The 26,560-nt window shown below is 74.4% G+C and carries 22 protein-coding genes; 15 read left to right on the top strand and 7 right to left on the bottom strand.

All coding sequences use genetic code 11. The annotated features are described in order from the left end of the window. Positions 1-262: 262 nt before the first annotated feature. From ftsZ to BLQ97_RS17030, 6 genes are all read left to right on the top strand, one after another. Entirely contained in the window at positions 263-1,537 is a 1,275-nt protein-coding gene (gene ftsZ / locus BLQ97_RS17055; RefSeq protein WP_091367205.1) for a cell division protein FtsZ, read from the top strand. Between the two features lie 91 nt (positions 1,538-1,628). After that, positions 1,629-2,330 carry a peptidoglycan editing factor PgeF gene (gene pgeF / locus BLQ97_RS17050; RefSeq protein WP_091367204.1) on the top strand — a complete coding sequence of 234 codons (702 nt, stop codon included), beginning with the start codon at positions 1,629-1,631 and terminating at the stop codon, positions 2,328-2,330. Between the two features lie 18 nt (positions 2,331-2,348). After that, positions 2,349-3,098: a YggS family pyridoxal phosphate-dependent enzyme gene (locus BLQ97_RS17045; RefSeq protein ID WP_091367203.1), complete on the top strand. Its 750-nt coding sequence runs from the start codon at positions 2,349-2,351 to the stop codon at positions 3,096-3,098. Beyond that, complete coding sequence (locus BLQ97_RS24455) at positions 3,098-3,979, top strand: cell division protein SepF (protein WP_091367202.1); 882 nt, start codon at positions 3,098-3,100, stop codon at positions 3,977-3,979. Before BLQ97_RS17045 ends, BLQ97_RS24455 begins: the two co-directional genes overlap by 1 nt. A 69-nt stretch (positions 3,980-4,048) precedes the next feature. Then, a complete protein-coding gene (locus tag BLQ97_RS17035; RefSeq protein WP_091367201.1) occupies positions 4,049-4,345 on the top strand; it encodes a YggT family protein in 297 nt (98 codons plus the stop codon). Between the two features lie 70 nt (positions 4,346-4,415). Next, the gene (locus BLQ97_RS17030) at positions 4,416-5,129 is read left to right on the top strand and encodes a DivIVA domain-containing protein (RefSeq protein ID WP_091367200.1); all 714 of its coding nucleotides are present in this window, start codon (positions 4,416-4,418) and stop codon (positions 5,127-5,129) included. 109 nt (positions 5,130-5,238) lie between these two features. Here the strand turns inward: BLQ97_RS17030 and BLQ97_RS17025 are convergent, their stop codons facing one another. The 3 genes from BLQ97_RS17025 to BLQ97_RS17015 all read right to left on the bottom strand — a co-directional run bounded on the left by BLQ97_RS17025 (position 5,239) and on the right by BLQ97_RS17015 (position 8,644). Beyond that, on the bottom strand, positions 5,239-6,162 hold the full coding sequence (locus tag BLQ97_RS17025) for a carbohydrate ABC transporter permease (protein ID WP_091367199.1): 924 nt from the start codon (positions 6,160-6,162) through the stop codon (positions 5,239-5,241). Further along, entirely contained in the window at positions 6,159-7,148 is a 990-nt protein-coding gene (locus tag BLQ97_RS17020; RefSeq protein ID WP_217637238.1) for a carbohydrate ABC transporter permease, read from the bottom strand. Before BLQ97_RS17020 ends, BLQ97_RS17025 begins: the two co-directional genes overlap by 4 nt. A gap of 119 nt (positions 7,149-7,267) precedes the next feature. Then, a complete protein-coding gene (locus BLQ97_RS17015; protein ID WP_217637237.1) occupies positions 7,268-8,644 on the bottom strand; it encodes an ABC transporter substrate-binding protein in 1,377 nt (458 codons plus the stop codon). Between the two features lie 341 nt (positions 8,645-8,985). Here BLQ97_RS17015 and BLQ97_RS17010 point away from each other — a divergent pair, with 341 nt between their 5' ends. Together BLQ97_RS17010 and BLQ97_RS17005 are read left to right on the top strand one after the other, a co-directional pair. Further along, entirely contained in the window at positions 8,986-10,101 is a 1,116-nt protein-coding gene (locus BLQ97_RS17010; RefSeq protein ID WP_091367198.1) for an ABC transporter ATP-binding protein, read from the top strand. 45 nt (positions 10,102-10,146) lie between these two features. Beyond that, positions 10,147-10,758: a hypothetical protein gene (locus BLQ97_RS17005; RefSeq protein WP_091367197.1), complete on the top strand. Its 612-nt coding sequence runs from the start codon at positions 10,147-10,149 to the stop codon at positions 10,756-10,758. Between the two features lie 112 nt (positions 10,759-10,870). Here the strand turns inward: BLQ97_RS17005 and ileS are convergent, their stop codons facing one another. Continuing rightward, entirely contained in the window at positions 10,871-14,014 is a 3,144-nt protein-coding gene (ileS, locus tag BLQ97_RS17000) for an isoleucine--tRNA ligase (protein WP_175471789.1), read from the bottom strand. Positions 14,015-14,112: 98 nt separating this feature from the next. On the opposite strand from ileS, the gene BLQ97_RS16995 reads away from it, so the two are divergent. Continuing rightward, the gene (locus BLQ97_RS16995) at positions 14,113-15,624 is read left to right on the top strand and encodes a potassium/proton antiporter (RefSeq protein ID WP_091367196.1); all 1,512 of its coding nucleotides are present in this window, start codon (positions 14,113-14,115) and stop codon (positions 15,622-15,624) included. A 79-nt stretch (positions 15,625-15,703) separates the two neighbouring features. Here BLQ97_RS16995 and mqo read toward each other — a convergent pair whose 3' ends face one another. Then, positions 15,704-17,197, bottom strand: coding sequence for a malate dehydrogenase (quinone) (gene mqo / locus BLQ97_RS16990; protein ID WP_245692329.1), 1,494 nt, complete (start codon positions 17,195-17,197; stop codon positions 15,704-15,706). 305 nt (positions 17,198-17,502) lie between these two features. Here mqo and lspA point away from each other — a divergent pair, with 305 nt between their 5' ends. The 6 genes from lspA (at position 17,503) to BLQ97_RS16960 (ending at position 24,826) form a co-directional block, all read left to right on the top strand. Next, complete coding sequence (lspA, locus tag BLQ97_RS16985) at positions 17,503-18,027, top strand: signal peptidase II (RefSeq protein ID WP_091367194.1); 525 nt, start codon at positions 17,503-17,505, stop codon at positions 18,025-18,027. A gap of 26 nt (positions 18,028-18,053) precedes the next feature. Beyond that, positions 18,054-18,989, top strand: coding sequence for an RluA family pseudouridine synthase (locus tag BLQ97_RS16980; protein WP_091367193.1), 936 nt, complete (start codon positions 18,054-18,056; stop codon positions 18,987-18,989). Positions 18,990-19,021: 32 nt separating this feature from the next. After that, complete coding sequence (locus BLQ97_RS16975; protein ID WP_091367192.1) at positions 19,022-19,819, top strand: CPBP family intramembrane glutamic endopeptidase; 798 nt, start codon at positions 19,022-19,024, stop codon at positions 19,817-19,819. Further along, positions 19,816-20,250 (top strand): GNAT family N-acetyltransferase, encoded by a 435-nt coding sequence (locus BLQ97_RS16970; protein ID WP_091367191.1) that lies wholly within the window; start codon positions 19,816-19,818, stop codon positions 20,248-20,250. Before BLQ97_RS16975 ends, BLQ97_RS16970 begins: the two co-directional genes overlap by 4 nt. A 234-nt stretch (positions 20,251-20,484) precedes the next feature. Further along, entirely contained in the window at positions 20,485-24,066 is a 3,582-nt protein-coding gene (dnaE, locus tag BLQ97_RS16965) for a DNA polymerase III subunit alpha (protein ID WP_245692328.1), read from the top strand. 34 nt (positions 24,067-24,100) lie between these two features. Further along, entirely contained in the window at positions 24,101-24,826 is a 726-nt protein-coding gene (locus tag BLQ97_RS16960) for an LPXTG cell wall anchor domain-containing protein (protein ID WP_175471788.1), read from the top strand. 57 nt (positions 24,827-24,883) lie between these two features. On the opposite strand, the gene BLQ97_RS16955 is transcribed toward BLQ97_RS16960, so the two are convergent. Continuing rightward, a complete protein-coding gene (locus BLQ97_RS16955; protein ID WP_091367188.1) occupies positions 24,884-25,705 on the bottom strand; it encodes a phosphotransferase in 822 nt (273 codons plus the stop codon). Positions 25,706-25,720: 15 nt separating this feature from the next. Beyond that, positions 25,721-26,551, bottom strand: coding sequence for an LON peptidase substrate-binding domain-containing protein (locus BLQ97_RS16950; RefSeq protein ID WP_091367187.1), 831 nt, complete (start codon positions 26,549-26,551; stop codon positions 25,721-25,723). Positions 26,552-26,560 lie beyond the last annotated feature (9 nt).

Genomic DNA, 26,560 nt, shown 5'->3' with positions numbered 1-26,560 from the left:
ACCTGGTGAGTTCCGCACGACGTCGCCGGGAGCAGGTCTCGACCCGGACCTGAGGCTCGGGACAGGCGGGTCGTCACCGACCGTGGTGTAGATGTGACCAGCGGGTCGTTGGAGATCCGTGGTGTTCGGCTCCTGCGACACGCCGGACCGGGGAGGGTGCTTGTAGGCCCCGCGAACGCCCACCTAACTTCGTGCGCGTCGACCCAGTTGACATAACTATAAGGCTTTACTTGAGGATGAGGGTCGAGGTCGGGAGCCCCACATGACACCTCCGCACAACTACCTCGCGGTCATCAAGGTCGTCGGCATCGGCGGCGGTGGCGTGAACGCGGTCAACCGGATGATCGAGGTCGGTCTGAAGGGCGTCGAGTTCATCGCCATCAACACCGATGCGCAGGCGCTGCTGATGAGCGACGCCGACGTCAAGCTCGACGTCGGCCGCGAGCTCACCCGCGGCCTGGGCGCCGGCGCCCAGCCCGACGTCGGCCGCCAGGCCGCCGAGGACCACCGCGAGGAGATCGAGGAGGTGCTCAAGGGCGCCGACATGGTCTTCGTGACCGCGGGCGAGGGCGGCGGCACCGGCACCGGCGGCGCGCCCGTCGTGGCCTCGATCGCCCGCAAGTTGGGCGCGCTGACCATCGGTGTGGTCACCCGGCCGTTCTCCTTCGAGGGCAAGCGCCGCGCGGTGCAGGCCGAGTCGGGGATCGAGGAGCTGCGCAACGAGTGCGACACGCTCATCGTCATCCCCAACGACCGGCTGCTGCAGCTCGGTGACCGCAACGTCAGCGTCATGGACGCCTTCCGGACCGCCGACCAGGTCCTGCTCTCCGGTGTCCAGGGCATCACCGACCTGATCACCACCCCGGGCCTCATCAACCTGGACTTCGCCGACGTCAAGTCGGTCATGTCCGGCGCGGGCTCGGCGCTCATGGGCATCGGCAGCGCGCGGGGCGACAACCGGGCGCTGCTGGCCGCCGAGCAGGCGATCGCCAGCCCGCTGCTGGAGGCCTCGATGGAGGGCGCCCACGGCGTGCTGCTGTCGATCTCCGGTGGCTCCGACCTCGGCCTGTTCGAGATCAACGAGGCCGCCTCGCTCGTCTCCGACGCCGCGCACGCCGACGCCAACATCATCTTCGGTGCGGTCATCGACGACGCCCTCGGCGACGAGGTCCGGGTGACCGTCATCGCCGCCGGCTTCGACGGCGGCCGCCCCTCGGCCCGCAAGGAGGGCGGCGTGGCCGCGGTCCCGGCCGCCCCGCCGGCGCCGCCGCGCGTCGCCCAGCCGCCGTCGCTGCCGTCGAGCCCGAGCCTGCCGCGCGCCACCGGCGAGCGGCTGGTCGGCCAGGTGCCCCCGGCGCCGGCCGCCCCGGCCCCGGTCCGGCCCGCTCCGCAGGGCGGCCTCACCGTCCCGCCGCTGCCGCCGGTGCACAACGCCGCCGCGGGCACCGGCTCGGCCGCCCCGGCCGCCGGTCGTCGTCCGCTCGGCAACGAGGACTTCGAGGAGGAGCTCGACATCCCGGAGTTCCTCCGCCAGTAGGAGAAGGACCCCCGTGCCCCCCACCCCTCGCTCCGCTCGGGGCGGGCCCCTGCACGGGGGCCGTTCCAGTGCCTCGCCCGCCTCGCCGGCGGTGCGACCCCGACGGGTCGTCACCGACCGGCGGGGCGGCTCGTCGCGGCCGCCCTACGACGCGTTCAACCTGGGCGGGCACGTCGGTGACGACCCGGCGGACGTCGCCGCCAACCGCGCCCGGCTGGCCCGCGAGCTCGGCGTGCCCGGCGACCGGCTGGTCTGGATGGACCAGGTCCACGGCACCGGCGTCGCCGTCGTCGACGGGCCGGTCGACGGCCCCCTCCCGGCCACCGACGCCGTCGTCACCCGCACGCCCGGTCTGGTGCTGTGCGTGCTGGTCGCCGACTGCGTGCCCGTGCTCCTCGCCGACCCGGTCGCCGGGGTGGTCGCGGCCGTGCACGCCGGCCGGGAGGGCGTGCGGGCCGGCGTCGTGCCCGCCACGCTCGCCGCCATGGGGCGCCTGGGCAGCCGCCCCGCCGACACCACCGCGCTGCTCGGCCCGGCCGTGTGCGGCGCCTGCTACGAGGTGCCCCGGGCCATGCAGGCCGAGGTGGCGCGGGTGGCGCCGGCGGCCGCCGTCCGCACCCGCAGGGGGACGCCGGGGCTGGACCTGCGCGCCGGGCTCGCGGAGCTGGTGACCCGCGCCGGGGTGGCGCAGGTGGTGCACGACCCGCGCTGCACCGTCGAGGACCGGCGGTTGTTCAGCCACCGCCGCGACGGCGTCACCGGCCGCCAGGCCGGCGTCACCTGGCTGGGCTGAGCGCGCCATGATCGCGGGGTGACCTCACCGGCCGACCGGCTCCGCGCCGTCCGCGAGCGCATCGCGGCGGCCGCCCGCGCCGCCGGCCGCGACCCGGCGTCGGTCGGGCTGCTGGCGGTGAGCAAGACCTGGCCGGCCGACGACGTCCGCGCGCTGGCCGCCCTCGGGCAGGCCGCGTTCGGCGAGAACCGCGCCCAGGAGCTCACCGCCAAGGCCGCCGAGCTCGCCGACCTGCCCCTCGAGTGGCACTTCGTCGGCCAGCTGCAGCGCAACAAGGCCGCCGCCGTGGCGCGCACCGGCGCCGTCGTCCACTCGCTCGACCGGTCGTCGCTGGCGCGGGCGCTGTCGCGAGCGGGGGAGGAGCGCGGCCACCCGGTCGACGTCTTCGTCCAGGTCGACCTCGGCGGCGCCGCGGGGGAGCTGGCCGAGCGCGGCGGCGCCGCCCCGGCCGACGTCCCCGCCCTCGCCGACGCCGTCGCCGGCCTGCCCGGGCTGCGGCTGCGCGGTCTCATGGCGGTCGCCCCCCGCGACGAGGAGCCCGGGCCCGCCTTCGCCCGCCTCGCCGCCCTGGCCGAGCGGCTGCGCGCCGACCACCCCGCCGCGCGCGAGGTCTCGGCCGGGATGAGCGGCGACCTCGAGGAGGCGATCGCGGCCGGCGCCACGCTCGTGCGTGTCGGAACCGCGCTGTTCGGCTCGCGACCCCTAACCTCGCCCCGAGTCACACCAGTCACAGGGGTCCCACCGGAGGGGTCCGCGGAGGAGGTCTGATGGCCGGGGCCATGCGGAAGATGGGCATCTACCTCGGACTCGTCGAGGACGACGACGCCCGCGCCTACGGGCGCTACGACGCGCGCCAGGCCGACCCCGCCGGGCACTACGACGGCGAGCGCTTCGACGCCGACCGGTTCGACGGCGACCGCTTCGACGGCGACCGCTTCGACAGCCGCCCCGGCCGCTACGAGGGCCGCTACGACGACCGCTACACCTCCGACCCGCACGGCTCCTTCGACTCCTACGCCGGCGAGTACGACCGCTACGACGACCGGCGCGACGACCGGCGGCTCGACGACCGCCGCCTCGACGACCGGCGCCTCGACGACCGGCGCTACGACGACGACCGCGACGCCGGCCGTCCCGGCGAGCGCGGCCGCGGGGTGGAGCTGGCGCCGGCGCCCGACCCGGAGCCGGTCGCGCTGCGCCGCGCCGGTGCCACCCGACTCGGCCTGGCCCAGCCGCCGGCCGCCCCGGTGACCGCCGCGTCCGTCGGCCCGGCCCGGCTGGGCCCGGTCGGTGCGGGCGCCGCGGCGGGCCTGGCCGCCCGCGAGCCCGTGGCCGTCGCCCCCGAGCCGGCCCCCGCCCCGGTGCGGGAGCCCTACCGGATCACCACGCTGCACCCCAAGACCTACAACGAGGCGCGCGCCATCGGCGAGGCCTTCCGCGACGGCAGCCCGGTCATCATGAACCTCACCGAGCTCGACCACGCCGACGCGCGGCGGCTGGTGGACTTCGCTGCGGGCCTCATCTTCGGCCTGCGCGGTAGCATCGAGCCGGTCACGGCCAAGGTGTTCCTGCTCAGCCCGCAGGACGTCGACGTGACGGCCGAGGACAAGGCCAAGATCCGCGAGGGCGGGTTCTTCGACCAGTCCTGACGCCGTCGGCCGGGGCGCAGGAGGTCAGGCCCACCCGGCACCGCAGGTGCCCCGGCACGAACGAGGACAGTGGCTCTCTTCTGGCAGATCGTGTCGTCGGTCCTGCTCGTCTTCCTCATCCTGCTGTTCGCGCGCTTCGTCGTGGACTGGGTGATGGTGCTGGCCCGCAGCTGGCGGCCCTCCGGGCTGGTGGCCGCGGGCCTGGAGGTCGTGTACGCGACCACCGACCCGCCGCTGAAGGTGATCCGGAAGGTCATCCCGCCCCTGAACCTGGGGTCCATCCGTCTCGACCTCGCCTTTATGGTGTTGTTGATCGCCGTCTACATCCTGCGGAGCATCACGCTGTCGCTCGCCATCGGCGCGTGACCCCGAGTCCGCGCGGCCCGCGCGTGGGACCGACCGACCCCTATCCGCCGTCCACCACGAGGTGAGCCCGTTGCCACTCACGCCAGCCGACGTGCACAACGTCGTCTTCAAGAAGCCGCCGATCGGCAAGCGGGGCTACGACGAGGACGAGGTCGACGCGTTCCTCGACGTGGTCGAGGCCGAGCTGGCCCGGCTCATCGAGGAGAACAACGAGCTGCGCGCGGGCTCGAGCACCGGCCGGGTCACCGCCCAGCCGGTCGCCCCCGAGCCGACGCCGGCCCCCGCGCCGCCGCCCCCGGCCCTGCGCGAGGACGACACCGCGCGCGCCTCCCGCATGCTGGCGCTGGCCTCCGAGACCGCCGACCGCTACGTCAACGAGGCGAAGTCGCAGGCCGACCAGATGGTCGCCACGGCCAAGGGCAACAGCGAGCGGATGGTCGCCGAGGCCCGCGCCAAGAGCGAGCAGATGGTCACCGAGGCGCGCACCCGCGCCGACTCGATGCTCAGCGACGCCCGCACCCGCGCGGACACGATGGAGCGCGAGGCCCGGGCCAAGGCCGCCGCGCTCGAGCAGGACGCCGAGCGCCGGCACACCGAGGTCATGGGCGGCCTGGAGGAGAAGCGGGCCAACCTCGAGCGCAAGATCGAGGAGCTGCGGACCTTCGAGCGGGAGTACCGCACTCGCTTCCGCTCCTACCTCGAGTCCCACCTGCGCGACCTGGACACCCGCGGCTCGGCCGAGCCGTCCTCGGCCAGCCGGCAGAGCCAGCACGCCCCCGCCTGACCCCGCACACGGCGAAGGGCCCCGGACGCGAGTCCGGGGCCCTTCGTCGTATGGCCTCCTCCTAGGGGCCCGCCCCGAGCTCGCGAGGGGTGGGGGAGGAGGAGGTCCTTCAGCCCTTGACGCTGCCGGCGAGCAGGCCGCGGACGAAGTAGCGCTGCAGGCCGAGGAACACGACCAGCGGCAGCACGATCGACACGAACGCGCCCGCCGCGAGCAGGTACCAGTCCGACCCGCGGGTGCCGGCCAGCTCGGCCACCCGCACGGTCAGCGGGACGACGTCCGGGGCGCCGCCGGCGAAGGTCAGCGCCACGAGCAGGTCGTTCCAGACCCAGAGGAACTGGAAGACGCCGAAGGCCGCGATCGCCGGCGTGAGCAGCGGCAGCAGCACCTGGAAGAAGATCTTCACGTGGCCGGCGCCGTCCATGCGGGCCGCCTCGACCAGCGACGCGGGGATCTCCTTCATGAAGTTGTGCAGCAGGAAGACCGCCAGCGGCAGGGCGAAGATCGAGTGCGACAGCCAGATGGTCCAGAAGGACCCGGCCAGCCCGGTGTCGACGTAGATGCTCAGCAGGGGGATGAGGGTGACCTGGATCGGCACCACCTGCAGCGCGAACACCGCGACGAACAGGACGTTGCGCCCGGGGAAGTCGATCCAGGCGAACGCGTAGGCCGCCAGCAGTGCCAGCGTGATCGGGATGACGACGGCCGGCAGCGTGATCACCAGCGAGTTGACGAACAGCGAGGCGAAGTTCGTCCCCCCGCCGTAGAGCACCTCGTTGTAGTTGTCGAGGGTGAACGTCGGGTCGGTGAACACCGTCCACCAGCCCGAGCGGCGGATGTCGAGCTCGGGCCGGAAGGAGGTGATGAGCAGCCCCAGCGTCGGCACCGTCCACAGCACCGCGATGACCAGCGCGATGACCGACGCCGCGGGGGAGCTGAACTTCGTGCGGGCGGCGACCGCTCGGCGCTCGGCGCGGGTGAGCCGGCGCTCGTCGACGGGGACGGGCGCCATGACCGGCGTGGTCGTGGTCATCGGATCTCCTCGGCGAGACGCAGCTGGCGGACGTTGTAGGCGATGATCGGGATGACCAGCACGAACAGCAGGACGGCGAGCGCCGCGCCCAGCCCGACGTTGAACTGCCGGAAGGCCTGCGTGTAGAACTCGTTGGCCACGACGCTGGTGCCGAACTGGCCGCCGGTCATGGTCCGGACGATGTCGAAGACCTTCAGCGTCACGATGGCGACCGTCGTCAGGACGACGACCAGCGCGGGCCGGATGCTCGGCACGGTGACGTAGCGGAACATCTGGATCCCGCCGACGCCGTCGAGGCGGGCGGCCTCGACGATGTCGTCGGGGATGGCCTTGATGGCCGCCGACAGCACGGTCATGGCGAAGCCGGCCTGGATCCAGATCATCACGACGATCAGCCAGAAGGTGTTCGACGGCGCGTTGAGCAGGAACTGCTGCGGCTCGATGCCGAGGAGGACCAGCAGCTGGTTGAGCAGGCCGATCTGACGCACGCCCGGCTGGTCGGGGCGGTACTCGTAGACGAACTTCCAGATGACGCCGGCGCCCACCATGGAGATCGCCATGGGCAGGAAGACGAGGGCCTTGGCCAGGGACTCGAAGCGGGTGCGGTCGACCAGGTAGGCGTAGACCAGGCCCAGGCCGGTGGTCACCAGCGGGACCAGGACCACCCACAGCAGCGTGTTGAGCAGGACGGTCTGGAAGCTGTCGGTGGTGAAGACCGTGGCGTAGTTGTCCAGGCCGACGAACTCCGAGCCGTCCCGGCTGTAGAAGGAGCCGCGGATGGTGTCCAGGGCCGGGTAGACCAGCCCGACGAGCAACAGCAGGACGGTCGGGCCGAGGAAGCCGGCCGCGACGACCCAGTTCGGTACCCGCCGCGGCCGGTCGACCGCGAACAGGATCGCGCCCATGACGGCGGCGAACAGGAGGATGGCGACCACCATCAGGGCGAGCTTGTGCCCCGTGGTGCTCGCGTCGAGGAACCACTGCACCGTTGACGACCTCTCTCCGGCAACGGAACGCCGGGGGGACCGCAGCGGCGCTGTGGTCCCCCCGGCCTCCGGGGTGGGTGGGGCGTCCCGTCAGCCGGTGGCTGCCGGGACCTCGTGCGTCAGGCCGCCGGCCAGGCGTTCTCGACGTCGGTGAGCACCTGCTGGGTCGGCTTGTCGTTGGCGATCCAGTTGGTCAGCTCCGTCCAGAGCGCACCGGCGCCGATCTCACCGGGCATCAGGTCCGAGCCGTCGAAGCGGAACACGGCGTTCGGGTCCTGGAACTGCTCGGCGGCGAGCTGGTCGATCGGCGAGACGAGGTTCTCCACGTCCAGGCCGGTGTTGGCGCTGACCCACCCCGGGCCGGAGACCTGGGCCTTGACGTTGGCCCAGTCCGCCGAGGACAGGTAGGTCTGGAAGGCCTGCACCGCCGGCTCGTCGTTGAACGCGGCGGTGAACTCGCCACCGCCGAGGACCGGGGCCGACTCGCCCTCGATGGGCGGCAGCGGGAAGGCGAACACGTCGCCGTCCTCGGCCACCTCGGTGCCCTCCGGCCAGTTGGCCTGGTAGAAGGACGCCTGGCGGTGCATGAAGCAGCTGCCGTCGAGGATGGGCAGGCCCGCGTCACCGAACTCGGTGGAGGCGATGGACTGCACCTCGCCGAGACCGCCGTTGACGTAGTCGGGGTTCTTCAGGATGCCGCCGACGAGGTCGAGGGCCTCGACGATCTGCGGGTCGTTGAAGGGGATCTCGTGGTTGACCCACTGGTCGTAGACCTCGGGACCGGCCGAGCGCAGGACGACGTCCTCCAGCCAGTCGGTGGCCGGCCAGCCGGTGGCGTCACCGGAGCCGATGCCGGCGCACCACGGCTTGCCGCCGCTCTCGGCGATCTGGTCGGACAGCGCGACCATCTCGTCCCAGGTCTGCGGGACCTCGTAGCCGGCGTCCTCGAACGCCGACGGCGAGTACCAGACGAAGGACTTCGCGTTGGCGCCCAGGGGAGCGGCGTAGAAGGTGCCGTCCACGGTGCCGTAGGTCTTCCAGCTCTCGTCCCAGTACTCGTCGACGTTGGCCACGACCTGCTCGGGCGCGGGGACGACGGCGCCGGTGCCGACCAGGGTGGCCAGCAGGCCCGGCTGCGGGATGAAGGCGATGTCGGGGGCGTTGCCGCTCTGCACGCGGACGACGAGCTGCGCCTCGAACTCGCGCGAGCCCTCGTACTGCACGTCGACGCCGGTGCACTCCTCGAAGGGCACGTAGGAGTCGATCTGCGGCTGGTCCTCGGGGTCGACGATCGAGGTGTAGACGCTGACCGTCTGCCCCTCCAGGTCGCCGAACTCCTCGTAGGGCGCGCAGTCGATGCTCAGGTCCGCGGCGTCCGCGGTGTCGCCACCGCCGCCGCCGCTGGTCTCGCTGGCACCGCAGCCGGCGAGCACCATCGCCACGCCCAGGCCGCCGGCCAGCGCGGCGTTGCGCCGGCCTCTCGCGCGCATCGTCATGGGGTCGTCCTCCAGCTCCCTGCGGGGGTCCCCGCAGCGTGTGGTCCGGGTTCGGGTGTCCGGGCCCGGGTGTCCGGGTCCGGGTGGACGTGCCGGGCAGGTGCCGGCCGTCACGGTCGCCGGGGGACCATAAGCCTCACCGTGCGGAGTCGCCCGGCACCTTGCTGAAACCGTTACGCAACGCCCCCCGAGTGGCGGACACGGCTGCCGTCCAGGTCACGGGCCGGTCACGGTCGATGGCGCGGACGGGTGCCACCGGGGCCGGACGCTGGTCGACCGGACCCCTGCGTGTCACAGTGGGCGCGCTCTGCAACGGCGCGGAAGGGATGCTCAGGAAGACCATGGCCGCCATCACCTACGACCGGGCCACGCTCGTGTACCCGGGGGCGAACCGCCCGTCGGTCGACGCGCTCGACCTCTCCATCGCCGACGGCGAGTTCCTCGTCCTCGTCGGTCCCTCGGGCTGCGGCAAGTCGACGTCCCTGCGGATGCTCGCCGGGCTCGAGGAGGTCACCGACGGGTCCATCCGCATCGGCGACCGCGACGTCACGAAGCTGCCGCCCAAGGACCGCGACATCGCGATGGTCTTCCAGAACTACGCGCTGTACCCGCACATGACGGTCGCGGACAACATGGCGTTCGCGCTGAAGATCGCCGGGATGGGCAAGGAGGAGCGGCTGACCCGCGTGCGGGAGGCGGCCCGGCTGCTCGACCTCGAGCAGTACCTCGACCGCAAGCCCAAGGCCCTCTCCGGCGGCCAGCGGCAGCGCGTGGCCATGGGTCGCGCGATCGTCCGCGACCCGCAGGTGTTCCTCATGGACGAGCCGCTGTCCAACCTCGACGCGAAGCTCCGGGTGCAGACCCGCACCGAGATCGCCGCGCTGCAGCGCCGCCTCGGGACGACGACGGTCTACGTCACCCACGACCAGGTCGAGGCCATGACCATGGGCGACCGGGTGGCGGTGCTCAAGGACGGCGTCCTGCAGCAGGTCGACACGCCCCGCGCCCTCTACGACCGGCCGGCCAACGAGTTCGTCGCGGGCTTCATCGGGTCCCCGGCGATGAACCTCGTCCCGGCGCCGCTGAGCGAAGGCGGCGCGGTCCTGGGTGGGCACCCGGTGCCGCTGTCGCGCTCGGTCGTGGGCTTCCTGGCCGAGGAGGGCGGCCGGACCGCCACGCTCGGCTTCCGCCCCGAGGCCGTCCAGTTCGTCGCGCCCGGCGAGGGCTTCCCCGTCGAGGTCCAGGTCGTGGAGGAGCTCGGCTCGGACGCCTTCGCCTACGGCCGGCTGCAGGCGGGGCCGGAGACCGGCGAGACCACCGACCGGCCGCTGGTCCTGCGGGCCGACGCGCGCCGCCCCCCGGCCAAGGGCGAGGTCGTGCACGTCGCCATCCGCCCGGGCGAGGCGCACGTGTTCTCCGCGCAGACCGGGCGCCGCATCGGGCATGCCGGCGACTGACCGCCGTCCCCGTCGCGCGGGGTCACCGGCGGCCGGGGGCGGCCGGTGATCCCCGCGGCGGCCCTGCTCGTCCTCGCCGGCCTCGGCCTGTTCGTCGCCGGGGTGCTGACCGGCGTCAGCGCCTGGTACTGGGCGTGCGTGGGCGCCTGCGGCCTGGCCGTGGTGCTGCTCGTGCTGGCCCGGCGGCGCACCCCGGCCGCCGCCCCGGCACCCGCCGGCGACGCCCGCCCGTCCGGCCCGCCCGCGGCGACCGGGCAGGCGCCCGCGGCGCCCGCCCGGCACGCTCCGGCACCCCCGCCCGACGAGCGGCCCGCCGCGGCGGAGGACCCCGCGGGGACCGGTGGCCCCCGGGACACCGCCCGCCCGGCCGCGCCTCCCGCCAGCACCGGCGCCGCCGACGCGTCCGGGGACCCCGCGGAGGAGGACGTCGAGGTCACCGACCTGCTGATCGTCGTCGACCTGACCGACGAGGTCCTCGTGGTCGACGAGCACCCGCGCTACCACCTGGGCGACTGCCGCTGGTTGACCGGCCGGGAGACCGTCCCGCTGCCGGTGGGCGAGGCGCGCGCCGACGGGTTCACCCCGTGCTCGGTGTGCGGCCCCGACCGGTACCTGGCCGGGGTCGAGCGCGCCCGGAGAGCCGCCCGCCGCGACTGAGGGTCCCCGCTCGATGATCAGGTGACCTGATCCCAGCGCGTCCCACCCGACGTCCCACGGTCGGGTAGGACACTCCACGATCAGGTCACCTGATCATCGCGTGCCCGGGCGGTCAGGCGCGGGCGATGGTGAAGCGCAGCCCGCCGGGGCCCTCGAACACCCCGTCGCCGTCGACGGCGCCCTCGCGCACCGTGGTGGCCAGCACCTCGCGACCGAGCGCGTCGGCGTGCTCGGTCAGCGCGGTGCGCATCGGCTCCTCGGCGGCCCACGACAGCGCGATCCGGTCGCTGACCTCCAGGCCGCTGCTCTTGCGGGCCTCCTGCACCAGCCGCACCGCCTCGCGGAAGAGCCCGGCGCGCTCCAGCTCCGGGGTGAGGGTCAGGTCGAGGGCGACGGTCAGCCCGCCGCCGCTGGCCACCGTCCAGCCCTCGCGCGGCGTCTCGGTGACCACCAGGTCGCCGTCCTCCAGCGGCACGGTCGCGCCGTCGACGTCGACCGACGCCGTCCCCGCCCGGTAGGCGGCGACCAGCGCGGGCGCGTCGGCGGCGGCGACGGCCCTCGCCACCGCCTGCACCTGCTTGCCGAGCCGCCGGCCCACGGCGCGGAAGTCGACCTTGACGCTGACGTCCACCAGGTCGCCGCCGACGGCGGACAGGTCGGCCAGCTCGGCGACGTTGAGCTCGTCGGCCACCTCGGCGACCAGGTCGCGGGGGAGCGCGCCGAACCCGGCCGCGGCGACCACGGCGCGCCCCAGCGGCTGCCGGGTGCGCACCTTCGCCGACGTCCGCGCCGAGCGGCCCAGCTCCACCAGCCGCCGGACCAGGTCCACCTGCGCCACCAGCTGCGGGTCGCGGGCGTCGGCGTCCACGGCCGGCCACGCGGCGAGGTGCACCGAGTCGGGGGCGTCCCCGGGCAGGCCGGGCGCGACGACCGTCGTCCACACGTGGTCGGTGAGGAACGGGGTGAACGGCGCCAGGAGGCGGGTCAGCCCGTCGAGCACCTCGTGCAGCGTGCCCAGCGCCGCCGGGTCGCCGTCCCAGAACCGGCGGCGCGAGCGGCGCACGTACCAGTTGGACAGGTCGTCGACGAACTGCGCCAGCAGCCGGCCTGCGCCCTGGGTGTCGAAGGCCTCCAGCGCGTCGGTGACGCCCTCGGTGACCGCGGCCAGCTGCGCCAGCGCCCACCGGTCGAGCAGCGGCCGCTGCGCCCGCGGCGGGGCCGGCGAGGTGGCCGGGTCCCAGCCGTTGGTCTCGGCGTACAGGGTGAGGAAGCTCGCGGTGTTCCAGTAGGTCAGCAGGACCTTGCGGACCACCTCGGACAGCGTCTCGTGCCCCACCCGGCGCGCCGACCACGGCGAGCCGCCGGCGAGCATGAACCAGCGGACGGCGTCGGCGCCGTGCCGGTCCATCAGCGGGATGGGCTCGAGGATGTTGCCCAGGTGCTTGCTCATCTTGCGGCCGTCCTCGGCGAGGATGTGGCCGAGGCACAGCACGTCCTCGTAGGAGCTGCGGCCGAACACCAGCGTGCCCACGGCCATGAGCGAGTAGAACCAGCCGCGGGTCTGGTCGATGGCCTCGGCGATGAACTGCGCCGGGTAGGAGGCCTCGAACTCCGCCTGGTTGCGGTGCGGCGCGCCCCACTGGGCGAAGGGCATCGAGCCCGAGTCGTACCAGGCGTCGATGACCTGCGGCACCCGCCGGTAGGTGCCCTCCTCGCCGGGGCGGGTGAAGGTCACCTCGTCGATGAAGGGCCGGTGGGGGTCCAGGCCGGTGAGGTCGCGGCCGGCCAGCTCCGACAGCTCGGCCAGCGAGCCGACGACGACCACCCGGTCGGGGTCGGCGTCGTTGCGCCAGATCGGCAGCGGGGTGCCCCAGTACCGGTCGCGGGACAGCGCCCAGTCGACGTTGTTGTTCAGCCAGTCGCCGTAGCGGCCCCACTGGATGGTCTCGGGGTGCCAGTGGGTCTTCTCGTTCTCGGCGAGCAGCTGGTCCTTGACCGCGCTGGTGCGCACGTACCAGGAGGGCTGCGCGTAGTACATCAGCGGCGTGTGGCAGCGCCAGCAGTGCGGGTAGCTGTGCTCGTAGCGCTGCTCGCGCCACAGCACGCCCCGGGCCTGCAGGTCCTCGACCAGCGCGGCGTCGGCGGCCTTGAAGAAGTGCCCACCCACCAGCGGCACGTCGGGCAGGAAGTGGCCGGTGGCGTCGATCGGGTTGACCACGGGCAGGCCGTAGGCGCGGCAGACGGCGAGGTCGTCGGCGCCGAAGGCGGGGGACTGGTGCACCAGGCCGGTGCCGTCGTCGGTGGTGACGTAGTCGGCGAGGACGACGAAGTGGGTGTCCTCCCCCTCGGGGAAGTCGACCAGCGCGAACGGACGGCGGTAGTGCGTCCGCTCCCAGTCGCGGCCGGGGGTGCGGGCGAGCACCTCGACGTCGTCGAGGTCCCCGAAGACGGCGCCCAGCAGCGGCTCGGCGACGACGAGGGTGTCCTCGCCGCGCCGCGCGACGACGTAGGTCACGTCGGGGTTGACCGCGACGGCGGTGTTCGACGGCAGCGTCCACGGCGTCGTCGTCCAGACCAGCAGGTCGGCCTCGCCCGCCCACTCGCCGTCGGTGACCGGCAGCCGGACGTACACCGACGGGTCGGTGATGCTCTCGTAGCCCTGGGCGACCTCGTGGTCGGACAGCCCGGTGCCGCAGCGCGGGCAGTACGGGGCGACCCGGTGGTCCTCGACCAGCAGGCCCTTGTCGAAGACCTGCTGCAGCGACCACCAGACGCTCTCGACGTAGTGCGGGTCCATCGTCCAGTAGGCGGTGGACATGTCCACCCAGTAGCCCATCCGGCGGGTGAGCTCGCTGAAGGCGTCGACGTGCCGCATGACCGACTCGCGGCAGCGGGCGTTGAACTCGGCGATGCCGTAGCGCTCGATGTCCGGCTTGCCGGCGAAGCCGAGCTCCTGCTCGACGGCGATCTCGACGGGCAGGCCGTGGCAGTCCCAGCCGGCGCGGCGGGGCACGTGCCAGCCCTGCATCGTCTTGAACCGCGGGAAGACGTCCTTGAACGCGCGCGCCTCGATGTGGTGGGTGCCCGGACGGCCGTTCGCGGTGGGCGGCCCCTCGTAGAACACCCACTGCGGCCGGCCCTCGGTGGCCGCCAGCGACCGGGCGAAGACGCCGCGCTCCTCCCAGCGCCGCAGGACGTCCTGCTCGAGCGCGGGCAGGTCGACCTGGGGCGGCAGCGCGCGGAACGGAGAGCTCACGCCGCCATTGTCCCCGAGCCGTCGAGCACCTCCCGGCGGCGGGGCGGCAGCCGGCGCGCGCGGGTACGAGAGACTGCCGCCGTGATCGGCGGCGGGCGGTGAACACCACGGTCACCGTCGCCCTCGCCGTCGGCGCGCTCGTGGTGCTGGTGGCCGCGATCGCCCTGCGGCTGGCCGACCGGCTCGGGCTGCCCAGCCTGCTGCTCTACCTGGCGCTCGGCGTCGCGCTGGGGGAGAGCGGCGCGGGCATCCAGTTCGAGGACTACGCGCTCACCCAGACCCTCGGCGTCGCCGCGCTCGTCGTCATCCTGGCCGAGGGCGGTCTGACCACCCGGTGGGGCGACGTCCGCAGCGCCGTCGGGCCGGGGTTGTCGCTGGCCACCGTGGGCGTCGTGGTGAGCGTGGCGACGACGGCGGCGGTCGCCGTCGCGCTGCTCGGCGTGGACTGGCCCTTCGCGCTGCTGCTGGGCGCCGTCGTCAGCTCCACCGACGCCGCGGCGGTGTTCGCCACGCTGCGCCGGCTGCCGCTGCCGCGCCGGGTGGCCGCGGCCCTGGAGGCGGAGAGCGGCCTCAACGACGCGCCGGTGATCCTGCTGGTGATGGTCCTGGCCGACACGCTGACCGGCGGCGCGGCGACGTCCTGGTGGCTGACCGCGGTCGTGGTGGTGGCCGAGCTGGTCGGCGGGTCGGTGATCGGCGTCGTGCTCGGGGCCGCCGGCGCCTGGCTGCTGCGCCGCTCGGCGTTGCCGCTGTCGGGCTTCTACCCGCTGGCCACCCTGGCGCTGTGCGTGCTGGCCTACGCCTCGGCCACGCTGGCGCACACCTCCGGCTTCGTGGCGGTGTACCTGTGCGGGCTGGTGCTCGGCAACGCCGCCCTGCCGCACCGGGCCGCCTCGATCGGGTTCGCCGAGGGCATGGCGTCGCTGGCCCAGATCGGGTTGTTCGTGCTCCTCGGGCTGCTGGTGTCGCCGGGGCGGCTGCCGGAGGCGATCGGGCCGGCGCTGCTGGTCGGTGGCGCGCTGCTGCTGGTGGCCCGGCCGCTGTCGGTGCTGGCCAGCCTGGTGTGGTTCCGGATGCCGTGGGCGCAGCAGGCCTTCATCTCCTGGGCGGGGCTGCGCGGGGCGGTGCCGATCGTGCTGGCCACCTTCCCGCTCACCGCGCAGGTGCCCGGGGCGACCTTCGTCTTCGACACGGTGTTCGTGCTGGTCGTCGTCTTCACCCTCGTGCAGGGCCGGTCGCTGCCGTGGGTGGCCCGCCGACTGGGCATCGCCACCCCGGTGACGCCCCGCGACGTCCAGGTGGAGTCCGCGCCGCTGGAGGAGCTCGACGCCGAGCTGATGCAGATGCGGGTGCCCGAGGGCTCCCGGCTGCACGGCGTCTACCTGCCCGAGCTGCGGCTGCCCGAGGACGCCGCGGTGGTGCTCATCGTCCGCGACGGCCGCTCGTTCGTGCCCGACGCGACGACCCGGCTGATGCGCGGCGACCAGGCGCTGCTGGTGTCGGCCCGCCGCTCCCGCTCCGAGGCCGAGCGGCGGCTGCGCGCGGTCAGCCGCGCCGGCCGGCTGGCCTCCTGGCGCGGCGAGCAGGGCGCGGCCACCGAGGCGGACTGAGCGAGGACCCGGCGCTGTCGGCCCTCCTGCAGGGGCCTGCCCCGAGCGTGCGAGGGGTGGGGGGCAGGAGGGCCCTCTCTCAGCCGTTGAGCTCCAGGGTGCGGGTGGTCTCCTCGCGGACGGCGGCCAGCAGGGCCGGGTCGCGGGAGAGGTCGCGGCCGTAGGAGGGGATGGCCTCCTCGAGGGCCGTGCGACGGGCGGCCACCCGGTCGGGGAAGCACCTCTCGACGAGGGACAGCATCGCCGAGACGGCGGTCGAGGCACCCGGGGAGGCGCCGAGCAGCCCGGCGATCGAGCCGTCGGCGCCGACGACCAGCTCGGTGCCGAACTGCAGCACGCCCTTGCCGGTCCTCGGGTCCTGCTTGATCACCTGCACCCGCTGGCCCGCGGTGATCATCTCCCAGTCGGCCTGCTCGGCCAGCGGCACGAACCCCTGCAGCGTGCGGTGCTTCGCGCCGCGGGAGGCCAGCACCTCGGTGACGAGGTACTTGGTCAGGTCCAGCTCGGTGCGGGCGACGCCGAGCATGGAGCCCAGGTTGTTCGGCTTGACCGACAGCGGCAGGTCGAACACCGACCCGGCCTTGAGGAACTTCGGCGACCAGCCGGCGTAGGGGCCGAACAGCAGCGAGTACTCGCCGTCGACCAGGCGCAGGTCCAGGTGCGGCACCGACATCGGCGGCGCGCCGACGGCGGCCTGCCCGTAGACCTTGGCCTGGTGCCTGGTGACCAGCTCGGGGGAGCGGGTGCGCAGGAACTTGCCGCTGACCGGGAAGCCGCCGAAGCCGCGGATCTCGGGGATGGCGGCCTTCTGCAGCAGCGGCAGCGCGCCGCCGCCGGCGCCGACGAAGACGAACCGGGTGCGCAGCGTGCGCTCCTCGCCGGTCCGCCGGTCGGCGACGGTCACCTTCCAGCGGCCGTCGGTCATCCGGTCGAGGTCGGTGACCCGCTGGGAGGTGTGCACCTGCACGCCGCGGGCCTCGCCCTGGGCGAGCAGCAGCCGGGTCAGGGCACCGAAGTTGACGTCGGTGCCGGCCACCGAGCGGGTCGCGGCGACGACCTCCTGCGGGTCGCGGCCGTCCATCACCAGCGGTACCCAGGAGGCCAGCTCGGCCGGGTCGTCGGTGTACTCCAGGCCCGCGAACAGCGGCTCGGCCGAGAGCGCGGCGTGCCGGTTGCGCATGTAGTCGCGGCCCTGCTCGCCGGTGACGAAGCCGACGTGCGGGACCGGCGTGATGAAGTCCTTGGGCGAGCCGGTCAGCCCGGTGCGCACCAGGTGCGACCAGAACTGGCGCGAGACCTGGAACTGCTCGTTGATCGCCCGCGCCTTGGTGGTGTCCACCCGGCCGTCGGGGCCGGCCGGCGTGTAGTTGAGCTCGCACAGCGCGGCGTGGCCGGTGCCGGCGTTGTTCCACGCGTCCGAGCTCTCGCCGGCCACGTCGGCCGCGGACTCGAACACGGTGACGCTCCACTCGGGCGCGAGGACACCGAGCAGCGACGCCAGGGTCGCGCTCATGACGCCGCCGCCGACGAGGACGACGTCGGGGTCGGTGGCTGATGCGAGGTCGGTGGACACGACTGCCTTCCTGACGTGGACGTGTGCCATCTCCGACCATCGGCGGGAAACGGTCCGGACACGCCTCGTTCACGGTGTGAGATGCGTCCGCAGGGCTGTGAGATGTCTCACCCGCGCCCCGGGTGGCGGGCCCGGCCGGTGTCTGCGGCGGTCGCGGGCCCCGCCGCGGCTATCGTCGGACGACGCCCCACGGCCCCCGACCGCGAGCAGGAGACCCCGCCCTGACCGAGCAGCCCGCGCAACCGCCCGCCGTCCCCGAGGGGACGACGGCGCCGGTCCGCCGTCCCCGCACCCGGCTGCTGCTCGTGCTCGCCGCGCTGGTCCTGCTCGCCGACCTGGCCACCAAGCTGCTGGTGGTGGCCACCGTCGCGCCCGGCGCCGACATCCGCCTGCTCGGCGGCCTGGTGTACCTCACCCAGGCGCGCAACACCGGCGCCGCGTTCTCCTTCGCCGAGGGCTTCACCGTGGTGTTCACGCTCATCGCCGTGGCGGTCGCCGTGGTGATCGTGCGGACGGCGCGGCGGCTGACCTCCCTGGGCTGGGCGGTGGCCCTGGGCCTCGTGCTCGGCGGCGCGGTGGGCAACCTCCTCGACCGGGTGTTCCGCGACCCCGGCTTCCTCCGCGGCGGCGTCGTCGACTTCGTCTCGGTGTTCGCCCCCGACGGCGAGGTCTACCCGATCTTCAACCTGGCCGACTCGGCGATCGTCTGCGGCGGGGTGCTCGGCGCCGTGCTGGCGCTGCGCGGGATCGAGTTCGACGGCACCCGCGGCGGCACCCGCGGCGGCACCCACGGCACGGACCGCGGGGACGACGCGGTCTCCCGCGGCTGACCGCCGCGGCCTGGGACGATGACCCCGTGACCTCCTCCGGCCCGCACCGGGCGCTGCCGGTCCCCGACGGGCTCGAGGGCCAGCGGGTCGACCAGGCGCTGGCGCGGCTGTTCGGCCTGTCGCGGGCGGTCGCCGCCGAGCTCGCCGACGCCGACAAGGTGTGGGTCGACGGCCGCGCCCGCGGCAAGGGCGACCGGCTCACCGGCGGGAGCTGGCTGGAGGTCGAGCTGCCCCCGCCGCCGGGTGAGCCGCCCGCGCCGGAGCCGGTGCCCGGGCTGACCGTCGTCCACGACGACGACGACGTCGTGGTCGTCGACAAGCCGGTCGGCGTCGCCGCGCACCCCAGCCCCGGCTGGGAGGGCCCGACCGTCGTGGGCGGGCTGGCCGCGGCCGGCTACCGGGTCTCCACCTCCGGGGCCCCCGAGCGGCAGGGCGTGGTGCACCGGCTGGACGCCGCGACCACCGGGCTGATGGTGGTGGCCAAGAGCGAGCGCGCCTACACCGTGCTCAAGGCCGCGTTCAAGGAGCGCACGGTCGACAAGGGCTACCACGCGCTGGTGCAGGGCCACCCCGACCCCTCGCGCGGCACGATCGACGCCCCCATCGACCGCCACCCGCGGCACGACTGGCGGTTCGCCGTCGTCAGCGGGGGGCGGCCCTCGGTGACCCACTACGAGGTCGTCGAGGCCTTCGCCGCCGCCAGCCTGGTCGACGTCCACCTCGAGACCGGGCGCACCCACCAGATCCGGGTGCACTTCTCCGCGATGCGCCACCCCTGCGTCGGCGACGCCACCTACGGCGCCGACCCCACCCTCGCCGCCCGGCTGGGCGTGTCCCGGCAGTGGCTGCACGCGGTGCGGCTGGGCTTCGCCCACCCGGCCGACGGGCACTGGGTGGAGTTCACCAGCGCCTACCCGCCCGACCTGGCCGGCGCGCTGGCCGTGCTGCGCGCCGAGTCCTGAGGCGGGGGCCGTCACCCGGTGAGCGCCGCCCCGTGACCGCGCTGCCCGACCAGCTCGCCGCCTTCGGGCCGGCGGCGCTGTCGGCCGTCGTCGTGGCCTGCTACCTCGTGGTCGGCGAGCCGCTCGTCGGGCACGTGCTGCACCGCCGCTTCGAGGGCCGGCTGCGCACCGACGGCTCGGCCCGGCAGTCCTTCTACCGGCGGCTGCTGGTGCTCGAGTGGGGGCTGGCGGTGCTCGCCGCCGTCCTGTGGCTGTCCGCCCCGGGCGTGGACGCCGCTGCGGTCGGGCTGGCCTGGCCCACCGGTTGGCCGGGCCCGGTGACCGGGACGGCGACCGTGCTGGTGCTGGTGCTCTCCCTGGTCTCGGTGCGCGCGCTGCGCGGCGGCGCGCTGGCGCGGGTGCAGCGGCCCGGCGAGGGGCGGCACGCCGAGCCGGAGGGACACGCCACCTTGGCGCTGCTGCCGCGGACGACGGCCGAGCGGCGGCTGTTCGGCGTCGTCGGGGTCACCGCCGGTGTCTGCGAGGAGTGGCTCTACCGCGGGTTCTTCCTCGCCGTCGTCGCCGCGGTCGGCCCGGACCTCCCGGCGCCGGTGCTCGTGCTGGTCGCGGCGGTCGCCTTCGGCCTGGCGCACGCCTACCAGGGGCCGCCGGGGGTGGTGCTCACCGGCGTCCTGGGCGGGGTGTTCGCCGCGCTCTACCTCGACACCGGCTCGCTGCTGCTGCCCGTGCTGCTGCACGCCGCCGTCGACCTGCGCTTCCTGCTGGTGCCGGCCTCGGCGCTGCCCGGCGGGCTGCCCGCGCCCCGCGCGGCCGGGGGAGCGGCCGCGTGACCGCCCGGCCCACCGCCCGCGTGGCGGGCCCCGAGGACTGGCCGCAGGTGGTGGCGCTGCGCACCCGGGTCTTCGTCGACGAGCAGGGCGTGCCGCCCGAGGTCGAGCAGGACGCCGCCGACGCCACCGCCGTGCACGCCGTCGCCCTCGACCCCGCCGGGCGGGTGGTGGCCACCGGCCGGCTGCTCGAGCGCGGCGGGCGCGCGGTGGTCGGCCGGATGGCGGTCGACGCGGCCGCCCGCGGCGGCGGGTACGGCGCCGCGGTGCTCGCCGAGCTGCACCGGCAGGCTGCGGCCCGTGGCCTGCCCGAGGTGGAGCTGCACGCCCAGGTCGGCGCCCGCGGCTTCTACGAGCGGGCCGGCTACACCGCGGTGGGCGGCGAGTACGAGGAGGCCGGCATCCGCCACGTGACGATGCGCCGCCGGCTGTAGCCCCCGCCGCCGCCGGCTGTGACGCTGCGCACGCGGACCGCGGCAGCCGTGCTCCGAGGCCGAGACACGTCCTGTCAGACCCTCGGCGTAGACAGGCGCCAGTGCGAGGATCGACGGCACCGGCCCGGGCCGCCGTCGGTCCGTCGCACCGCACCGCCCGGTCTTCCCCGCCGGTCGCCCGCCGGAGCACCCGACGGCTGGGCCAGCACGACCCGTGAGGAGCGCCGCAGCACCGTGAGCAGCCCAGGCCATCGAGCAGCGACCAGCTCGTTCGTGCACCTGCACACCCACACCGAGTACTCGATGCTCGACGGGGCGGCCAAGCTGCCCGAGGTCACGAAGGCCGCCGCCGAGTACGGCATGCCGGCGCTGGCGATGACCGACCACGGCAACGTGTTCGGCGCCTACGACTTCTACAAGCAGGCCAAGGCCGCCGGCGTGAAGCCGATCATCGGCATGGAGGGCTACTACACGCCCGGCTCGCGCTTCGACCGCGCGCCGTTCGACTTCGGCGACAACCTCGTCGACGAGGACGGCGAGGGTGGCTCCTCCCGCGGCAAGGCCGCCTACACGCACATGACGCTGCTGGCCCGCACCACCGAGGGGATGCACAACCTCTTCCGCATCTCCTCGATGGCCAGCCTCGAGGGCCAGTACCGCAAGCCGCGCTTCGACCGCGACCTGCTCGAGCGCCACGGCGCCGGCCTCATCGCCACCACCGGCTGCCCGTCGGGCGAGGTCAACATGTGGCTGCGCGCGGGCAAGTACGACCGCGCGCGGCAGGCCGCCGCCGACTTCCAGGACATCTTCGGCAAGGGGAACTTCTACGCCGAGCTGATGGACCACGGCCTGACGATCGAGCAGAAGACCCGCCCGCAGCTCATGCAGATCGCGCAGGAGCTCGGCATCCCGCTGCTGGCCACCAACGACCTGCACTACACGCGCAAGGAGGACGCCGAGGCGCACGACGCCCTGCTGTGCATCCAGACCGGCGCGCGGCTCAACGAGACCAACCGCTTCAAGTTCAACGGCGACGGCTACTACCTCAAGAGCGCCGAGGAGATGCGGGCGCTGTTCCCCGGTGAGCTCGCCGCGGCGTGCGACAACACGCTGCTGGTCGCCGAGCAGTGCGAGGTGGAGTTCACCGAGGGCGCCGACCTGATGCCCCGGTTCCCGCTGCCGCCGGGGGAGGACGAGACCTCCTGGTTCGTCAAGGAGGTCGAGCGGGGCCTGCACAAGCGCTACCCGAGCGGCATCCCCGACCACGTGCGCAAGCAGGCCGACTACGAGGTCGGGATCATCACCCAGATGGGCTTCCCGGGGTACTTCCTCGTGGTCGCCGACTTCATCAACTGGGCCAAGGACAACGGCATCCGCGTCGGCCCGGGCCGTGGCTCGGCCGCGGGCTCCCTGGCCGCCTACGCCATGGGCATCACCGACCTCGACCCGCTGGCGCACGGGCTGATCTTCGAGCGGTTCCTCAACCCCGAGCGCGTCTCGATGCCCGACGTCGACATCGACTTCGACGACCGCCGCCGCGGCGAGGTCATCCAGTACGTCTCGCAGAAGTACGGCGAGGAGCGGGTCAGCCAGATCGTCACCTACGGGACGATCAAGGCCAAGGCCGCCATCAAGGACGCCGCGCGCGTGCTCGACCGGCCCTACTCCGTGGGCGACGAGCTCACCAAGCTCATGCCGCCGGACGTGATGGGCAAGGGCATCCCGCTGTCGGGGGTGTTCGACCCGGCCCACCCGCGCTACAAGGAGGCCGCGGAGTTCCGCGCCCGCTACGAGTCCGACCCGGGCGCGGCCGAGGTGGTCGACCAGGCGCGCAAGCTGGAGGGCCTCAAGCGCCAGTGGGGCGTGCACGCCGCCGGCGTGATCATCGGCCGCTACCCGCTGATCGACTCGATCCCGATCATGCGGCGCGAGGCCGACGGCGCGATCATCACGCAGTTCGACTACCCGACCTGCGAGACGCTCGGCCTGCTGAAGATGGACTTCCTCGGCCTGCGCAACCTCACGGTCATCGACGACGCGCTGCGCAACATCGAGCTCAACGGCAAGGAGCCGATCGACCTCGACGAGATCAGCAAGGACCTCACCGACAAGGCCACCTACGACCTGCTGGCCCGCGGCGACACCCTCGGCGTCTTCCAGTTCGACGGCGGGCCGATGCGCTCGCTGCTGCGGCTCATGCGGCCGGACAACTTCGAGGACATCTCCGCCGTCGGCGCGCTCTACCGGCCCGGCCCGATGGGCGCGAACTCGCACACCAACTACGCGCTGCGCAAGAACGGCCAGCAGGAGATCACGCCGATCCACCCCGAGCTGGCCGAGCCGCTCGAGGAGATCCTGGGCGGCACCTACGGCCTGATCGTGTACCAGGAGCAGGTCATGGCGATCGCGCAGAAGGTCGCCGGGTACTCCCTCGGCAAGGCCGACCTGCTGCGCCGCGCCATGGGCAAGAAGAAGAAGTCGGTCCTCGACGCGGAGTTCGTCGGCTTCGAGGCCGGAATGAAGGAGCGCGGCTACTCCGACGCGGCGATCAAGACGCTGTGGGACATCCTCGTCCCGTTCGCCGACTACGCGTTCAACAAGGCGCACTCGGCCGCCTACGGCCTGGTCAGCTACTGGACGGCGTACCTCAAGGCGAACTACCCGGCCGAGTACATGGCCGGCCTGCTCACCAGCGTCGGCGACGACAAGGACCGCCGGCCCATCTACCTGGCCGAGTGCCGGCGGATGGGCATCAAGGTGCTCCCGCCCGACGTCAACGAGTCCTCCTGGGACTTCACCGCCGTCGGCACCGACATCCGCTTCGGCCTGGCGTCGGTGCGCAACGTGGGCACCAACGTCGTCGACTCGATCGTCCGGGCGCGCGAGGAGAAGGGCGCGTTCAAGGACTTCGCCGACTTCATGCGCAAGATCGACACCGTCGCCTGCAACAAGAAGGTGATCGAGTCCCTGGCCAAGGCCGGCGCGTTCGACTCCCTCGGCCACTCGCGGCAGGGCATCGCCGCCATCCACGCCCAGGCCGTCGACGCCGCCATGTCGCTCAAGCGCAAGGAGGCCGAGGGGCAGTTCGACCTGTTCGGCAGCTTCGGAGGCGACGGCGACGGCGGCGGCGACGACCCGTTCGGCGGCGCGCTGGACGTCGCCGTCCCGACGGCGGACTGGTCGAAGTCCGAGCGGCTGGTCTTCGAGCGCGACATGCTCGGCCTCTACGTGTCCGACCACCCGCTGCACGGGGTGGAGCACGTGCTGGCGGCCAACGCCGACACCCCGATCGCGGAGATCAACGCCGGCGGCGTGGAGGACGGCGCGAACGTCACCATCGCCGGCATACTCACCGCGGTCGCGCCGCGCACGAACAAGCAGGGCGCGCCGTGGGCGATCGCGACGCTGGAGGACCTGGAGTCCGGCATCGAGGTGCTGTTCTTCCCCAAGACCTGGGCCGAGGTCTCGGAGAAGGTGGTCCGCGACCAGATCGTCGTGGTCAAGGGCCGGATCAGCCGCCGCGACGACCAGCCCTCGCTGTTCGGCTCGGAGGTGAGCATCCCCGAGCTCACCGAGGGCCCGCGCGGGCCGGTGCTGGTGTCGATGGCCGCGGCCCGTTGCACGCCGCCGGTGGTGGAGCGGCTGCGCGAGGTGCTCGGCAGCCACCCGGGCACCACCGAGGTGCACCTCAAGCTGCTCAACAACGGCCGCGAGACCGTGCTGCGGCTCGACCAGGGGCTGCGGGTCCGGCCGAGCACGGCGCTGATGGGCGACATCAAGGCGCTGCTCGGGCCCACCAGCGTCGCGCTCCTGTGAGCGTCGTCCCGGCCGGGCGGGTTCACTGGGGCTTGTGAGCAGTCCCTCCCCGCTCCCCGACGGCCCGGGGGTGTCCCGCGGCGGCCCGGCCCACGGCGGCACGGTCGTCCCGGCGGTGGTCGCGGCGGCCGGCAGCACGGCGGCCGGCGCGGCAGGCACCCACGCGCCCGCCGCCGCGGCCCCGGCCCGGCACGCGGCCTGGCGCGCCGAGCTGCGCTCGGACCTGCGCGGCGCCGTGGTGTGGGCCGGGCTGCTGGCGCTGGCCGGGCTGCCGGCGGGGCTGCTGTGGCTGTGGCTGGCGCCGCGGGCCCGCTTCGAGGTCGTCGAGGGCGGCGCGGTGCCGCTCGGGCGGCCCTCGGCGGAGCTGCTGGTCGGCGACGACGCGGTCCTGGTGCTCGTCCTCGCCGGCCTCGGGCTGCTCGCCGGCGGGGGAGCCTGGGCGGTGCGCCGCCGCCGCGGTGTGGCCTGGCTGCTGGCGACGGCGCTGGGCACCACGCTGGCCGGGGTGCTGGCCTGGCAGCTGGGGGAGGGGCTGGCGCCCGGTCCCACGGCCGCGCAGCTGGCCGACGTCGGCGCCCGGGTGACCACCGGGCTGGACCTGTCCTCGCTGCCCGCGCTGGCGGTCGCGCCGTTCTGCGCGCTGCTGGTCTACGTCGTCGCCGCGCTGTTCGCCAGCAGCGACGACCTCGGCCGCGGCACCGCGGAGACGCCCGGCGCCCCCCGGCCCGGACCGACCGCGGACGGCGTGCCGGTCCGCTGAGCCCGGCCGGGGGCGTCCCCCGCGACGGGCGCCGCGCGCACGGCTCGTGGCGCGGGGTCAGGACCGCGCGGCGGGGCGCCGCCAGAAGGACCCCGGGAGCCCGTCCACCTGCCGGGCCGACCGGTCGAGGTCGTCGGCCTGGCCGCGGAGCGCCTGGAAGACCGGGTCGCCGCCGTCGGCGAGCCGGCGGGTCACCTCGGCGTTGCGCCGGGCGCGCGCGAGCACCGCTGCCCGCAGCGCGGAGCGGTCCTCGCCGTACCCGTAGCCGTCCAACAGCAGGTGCAGGCGCCGGCGGCGCTCGGCCACCGGACGGGGGACGACGGGCCACGCGGACCCCGCGGCGAGCAGCGGCACCCACAGCAGCGCCGACCAGGCGAGGTCGAACTCCCGGGAGGAGGGCCCCGCGAGGTCCCAGTCGACGAACCCGACCAGCCGGCCCTCCTGCCAGACCGCGTTGTACGGCGCCGCGTCGTGGTGCCCGACGACCAGGCCCGGTCGCCAGGGCCGGCCGGAGAACCACACCGCGTCCTCCGGCGGCACGAAGCCGGCCGTCGCGTCGTGCAGCCGCCGCAGCCAGGCGCCGACCTGGGGCAGGGCCTCGTCCGAGGACACCCACGCCGGCCACGGCGCCTCGCCGGCCACCTCGCCCGCCAGCCAACCGAGCACCTCCCGGCCCGCGTCGTCGAACCCGAGCACCCGGGGCGCGCCGGGGAAGCCGACCCGTTCCAGGTGCCGCAGCACCGCGTGCACCGTGGTCGTCCAGCGGCGGACCGGGCGGCGCACCGTGTCCCCGACGCGGACGACGCCGGGCGACGTCCTGCCCCCGGCGAGCAGCTCGCCGCCCGCGTCCCCGGCCGGCGGTGCCGGGTCCCCGCCCACGCCCGGCCCCGGGTCCTAGTTGAGGCCGAGCGGGCCGGCGAACTGGTGCAGCGGCGCGGGCACCGCGCCCACCGTCTCCAGCAGGGTCAGCTCCCGGCGCAGCAGCCGGGCCTCGGCCGCCAGCCGGCGCCGGGTGGCCGACTCGGCCAGCAGCGCCTGGCGGTCCTCGGTGGTCAGCAGGGCCGCCGAGGCGACCAGCCAGGACAGCGCCCGGGGGTCGCCGGCCACCGCCTCCAGCAGTGCCTCGGCGCCGGCCAGCTCCTCGGCCGCGCCGGCCGCGGCGGTCTCCTCGCGGCCGGTCTGCAGCGCCGCGACCGCCGCGACGTAGCGGGTGAACAGGCCGCCGACGCCGCGCTCCAGCACGCCGAGCGACCCGCTGGCCACCTCCCGCACCAGGCCCTCGTCGAGCCCGGCGGCGGGGGAGCCCAGCACCTGCTCCTGGTCACCGGCCGCCTCCTCGGCGGCCTCCTCGTCGGTCAGCCACTCCACCTCGGCCTGCAGGTAGGGCTTGTCCTCCTCGTCCTCGCCGCCGACGACGACGTCGAGCAGCCGGAACCGGTCGCCGCCCACGGTCACCAGGCGGAACCCGCCGTCGGGCTGCGGGCGCACCACCTGCAGCTCCGCGGTGCAGCCGACGTCGTAGAGCGCCTCGGCCGGCGCCACCCGCTCGACCTCCCAGCCCTGGCGGATCGCGACCACGCCGAAGCGCCGGCCGCCGCCGTCCTCGGGCAGGGCCAGCAGGTCGCGGACCAGGGCCCGGTACCGGGGCTCGAACACCTGCAGCGGCAGCACGATCCCCGGGAACAGCGGCGACCCGAGCGGGAACAGCGGGACGAGGTCACCCACGCCGCGAGC

This window comes from Geodermatophilus telluris, assembly GCF_900102745.1.
GTDB classification, from domain to species: domain Bacteria; phylum Actinomycetota; class Actinomycetes; order Mycobacteriales; family Geodermatophilaceae; genus Geodermatophilus; species Geodermatophilus telluris.
This window is presented reverse-complemented; position numbering and strand designations above follow the sequence as displayed.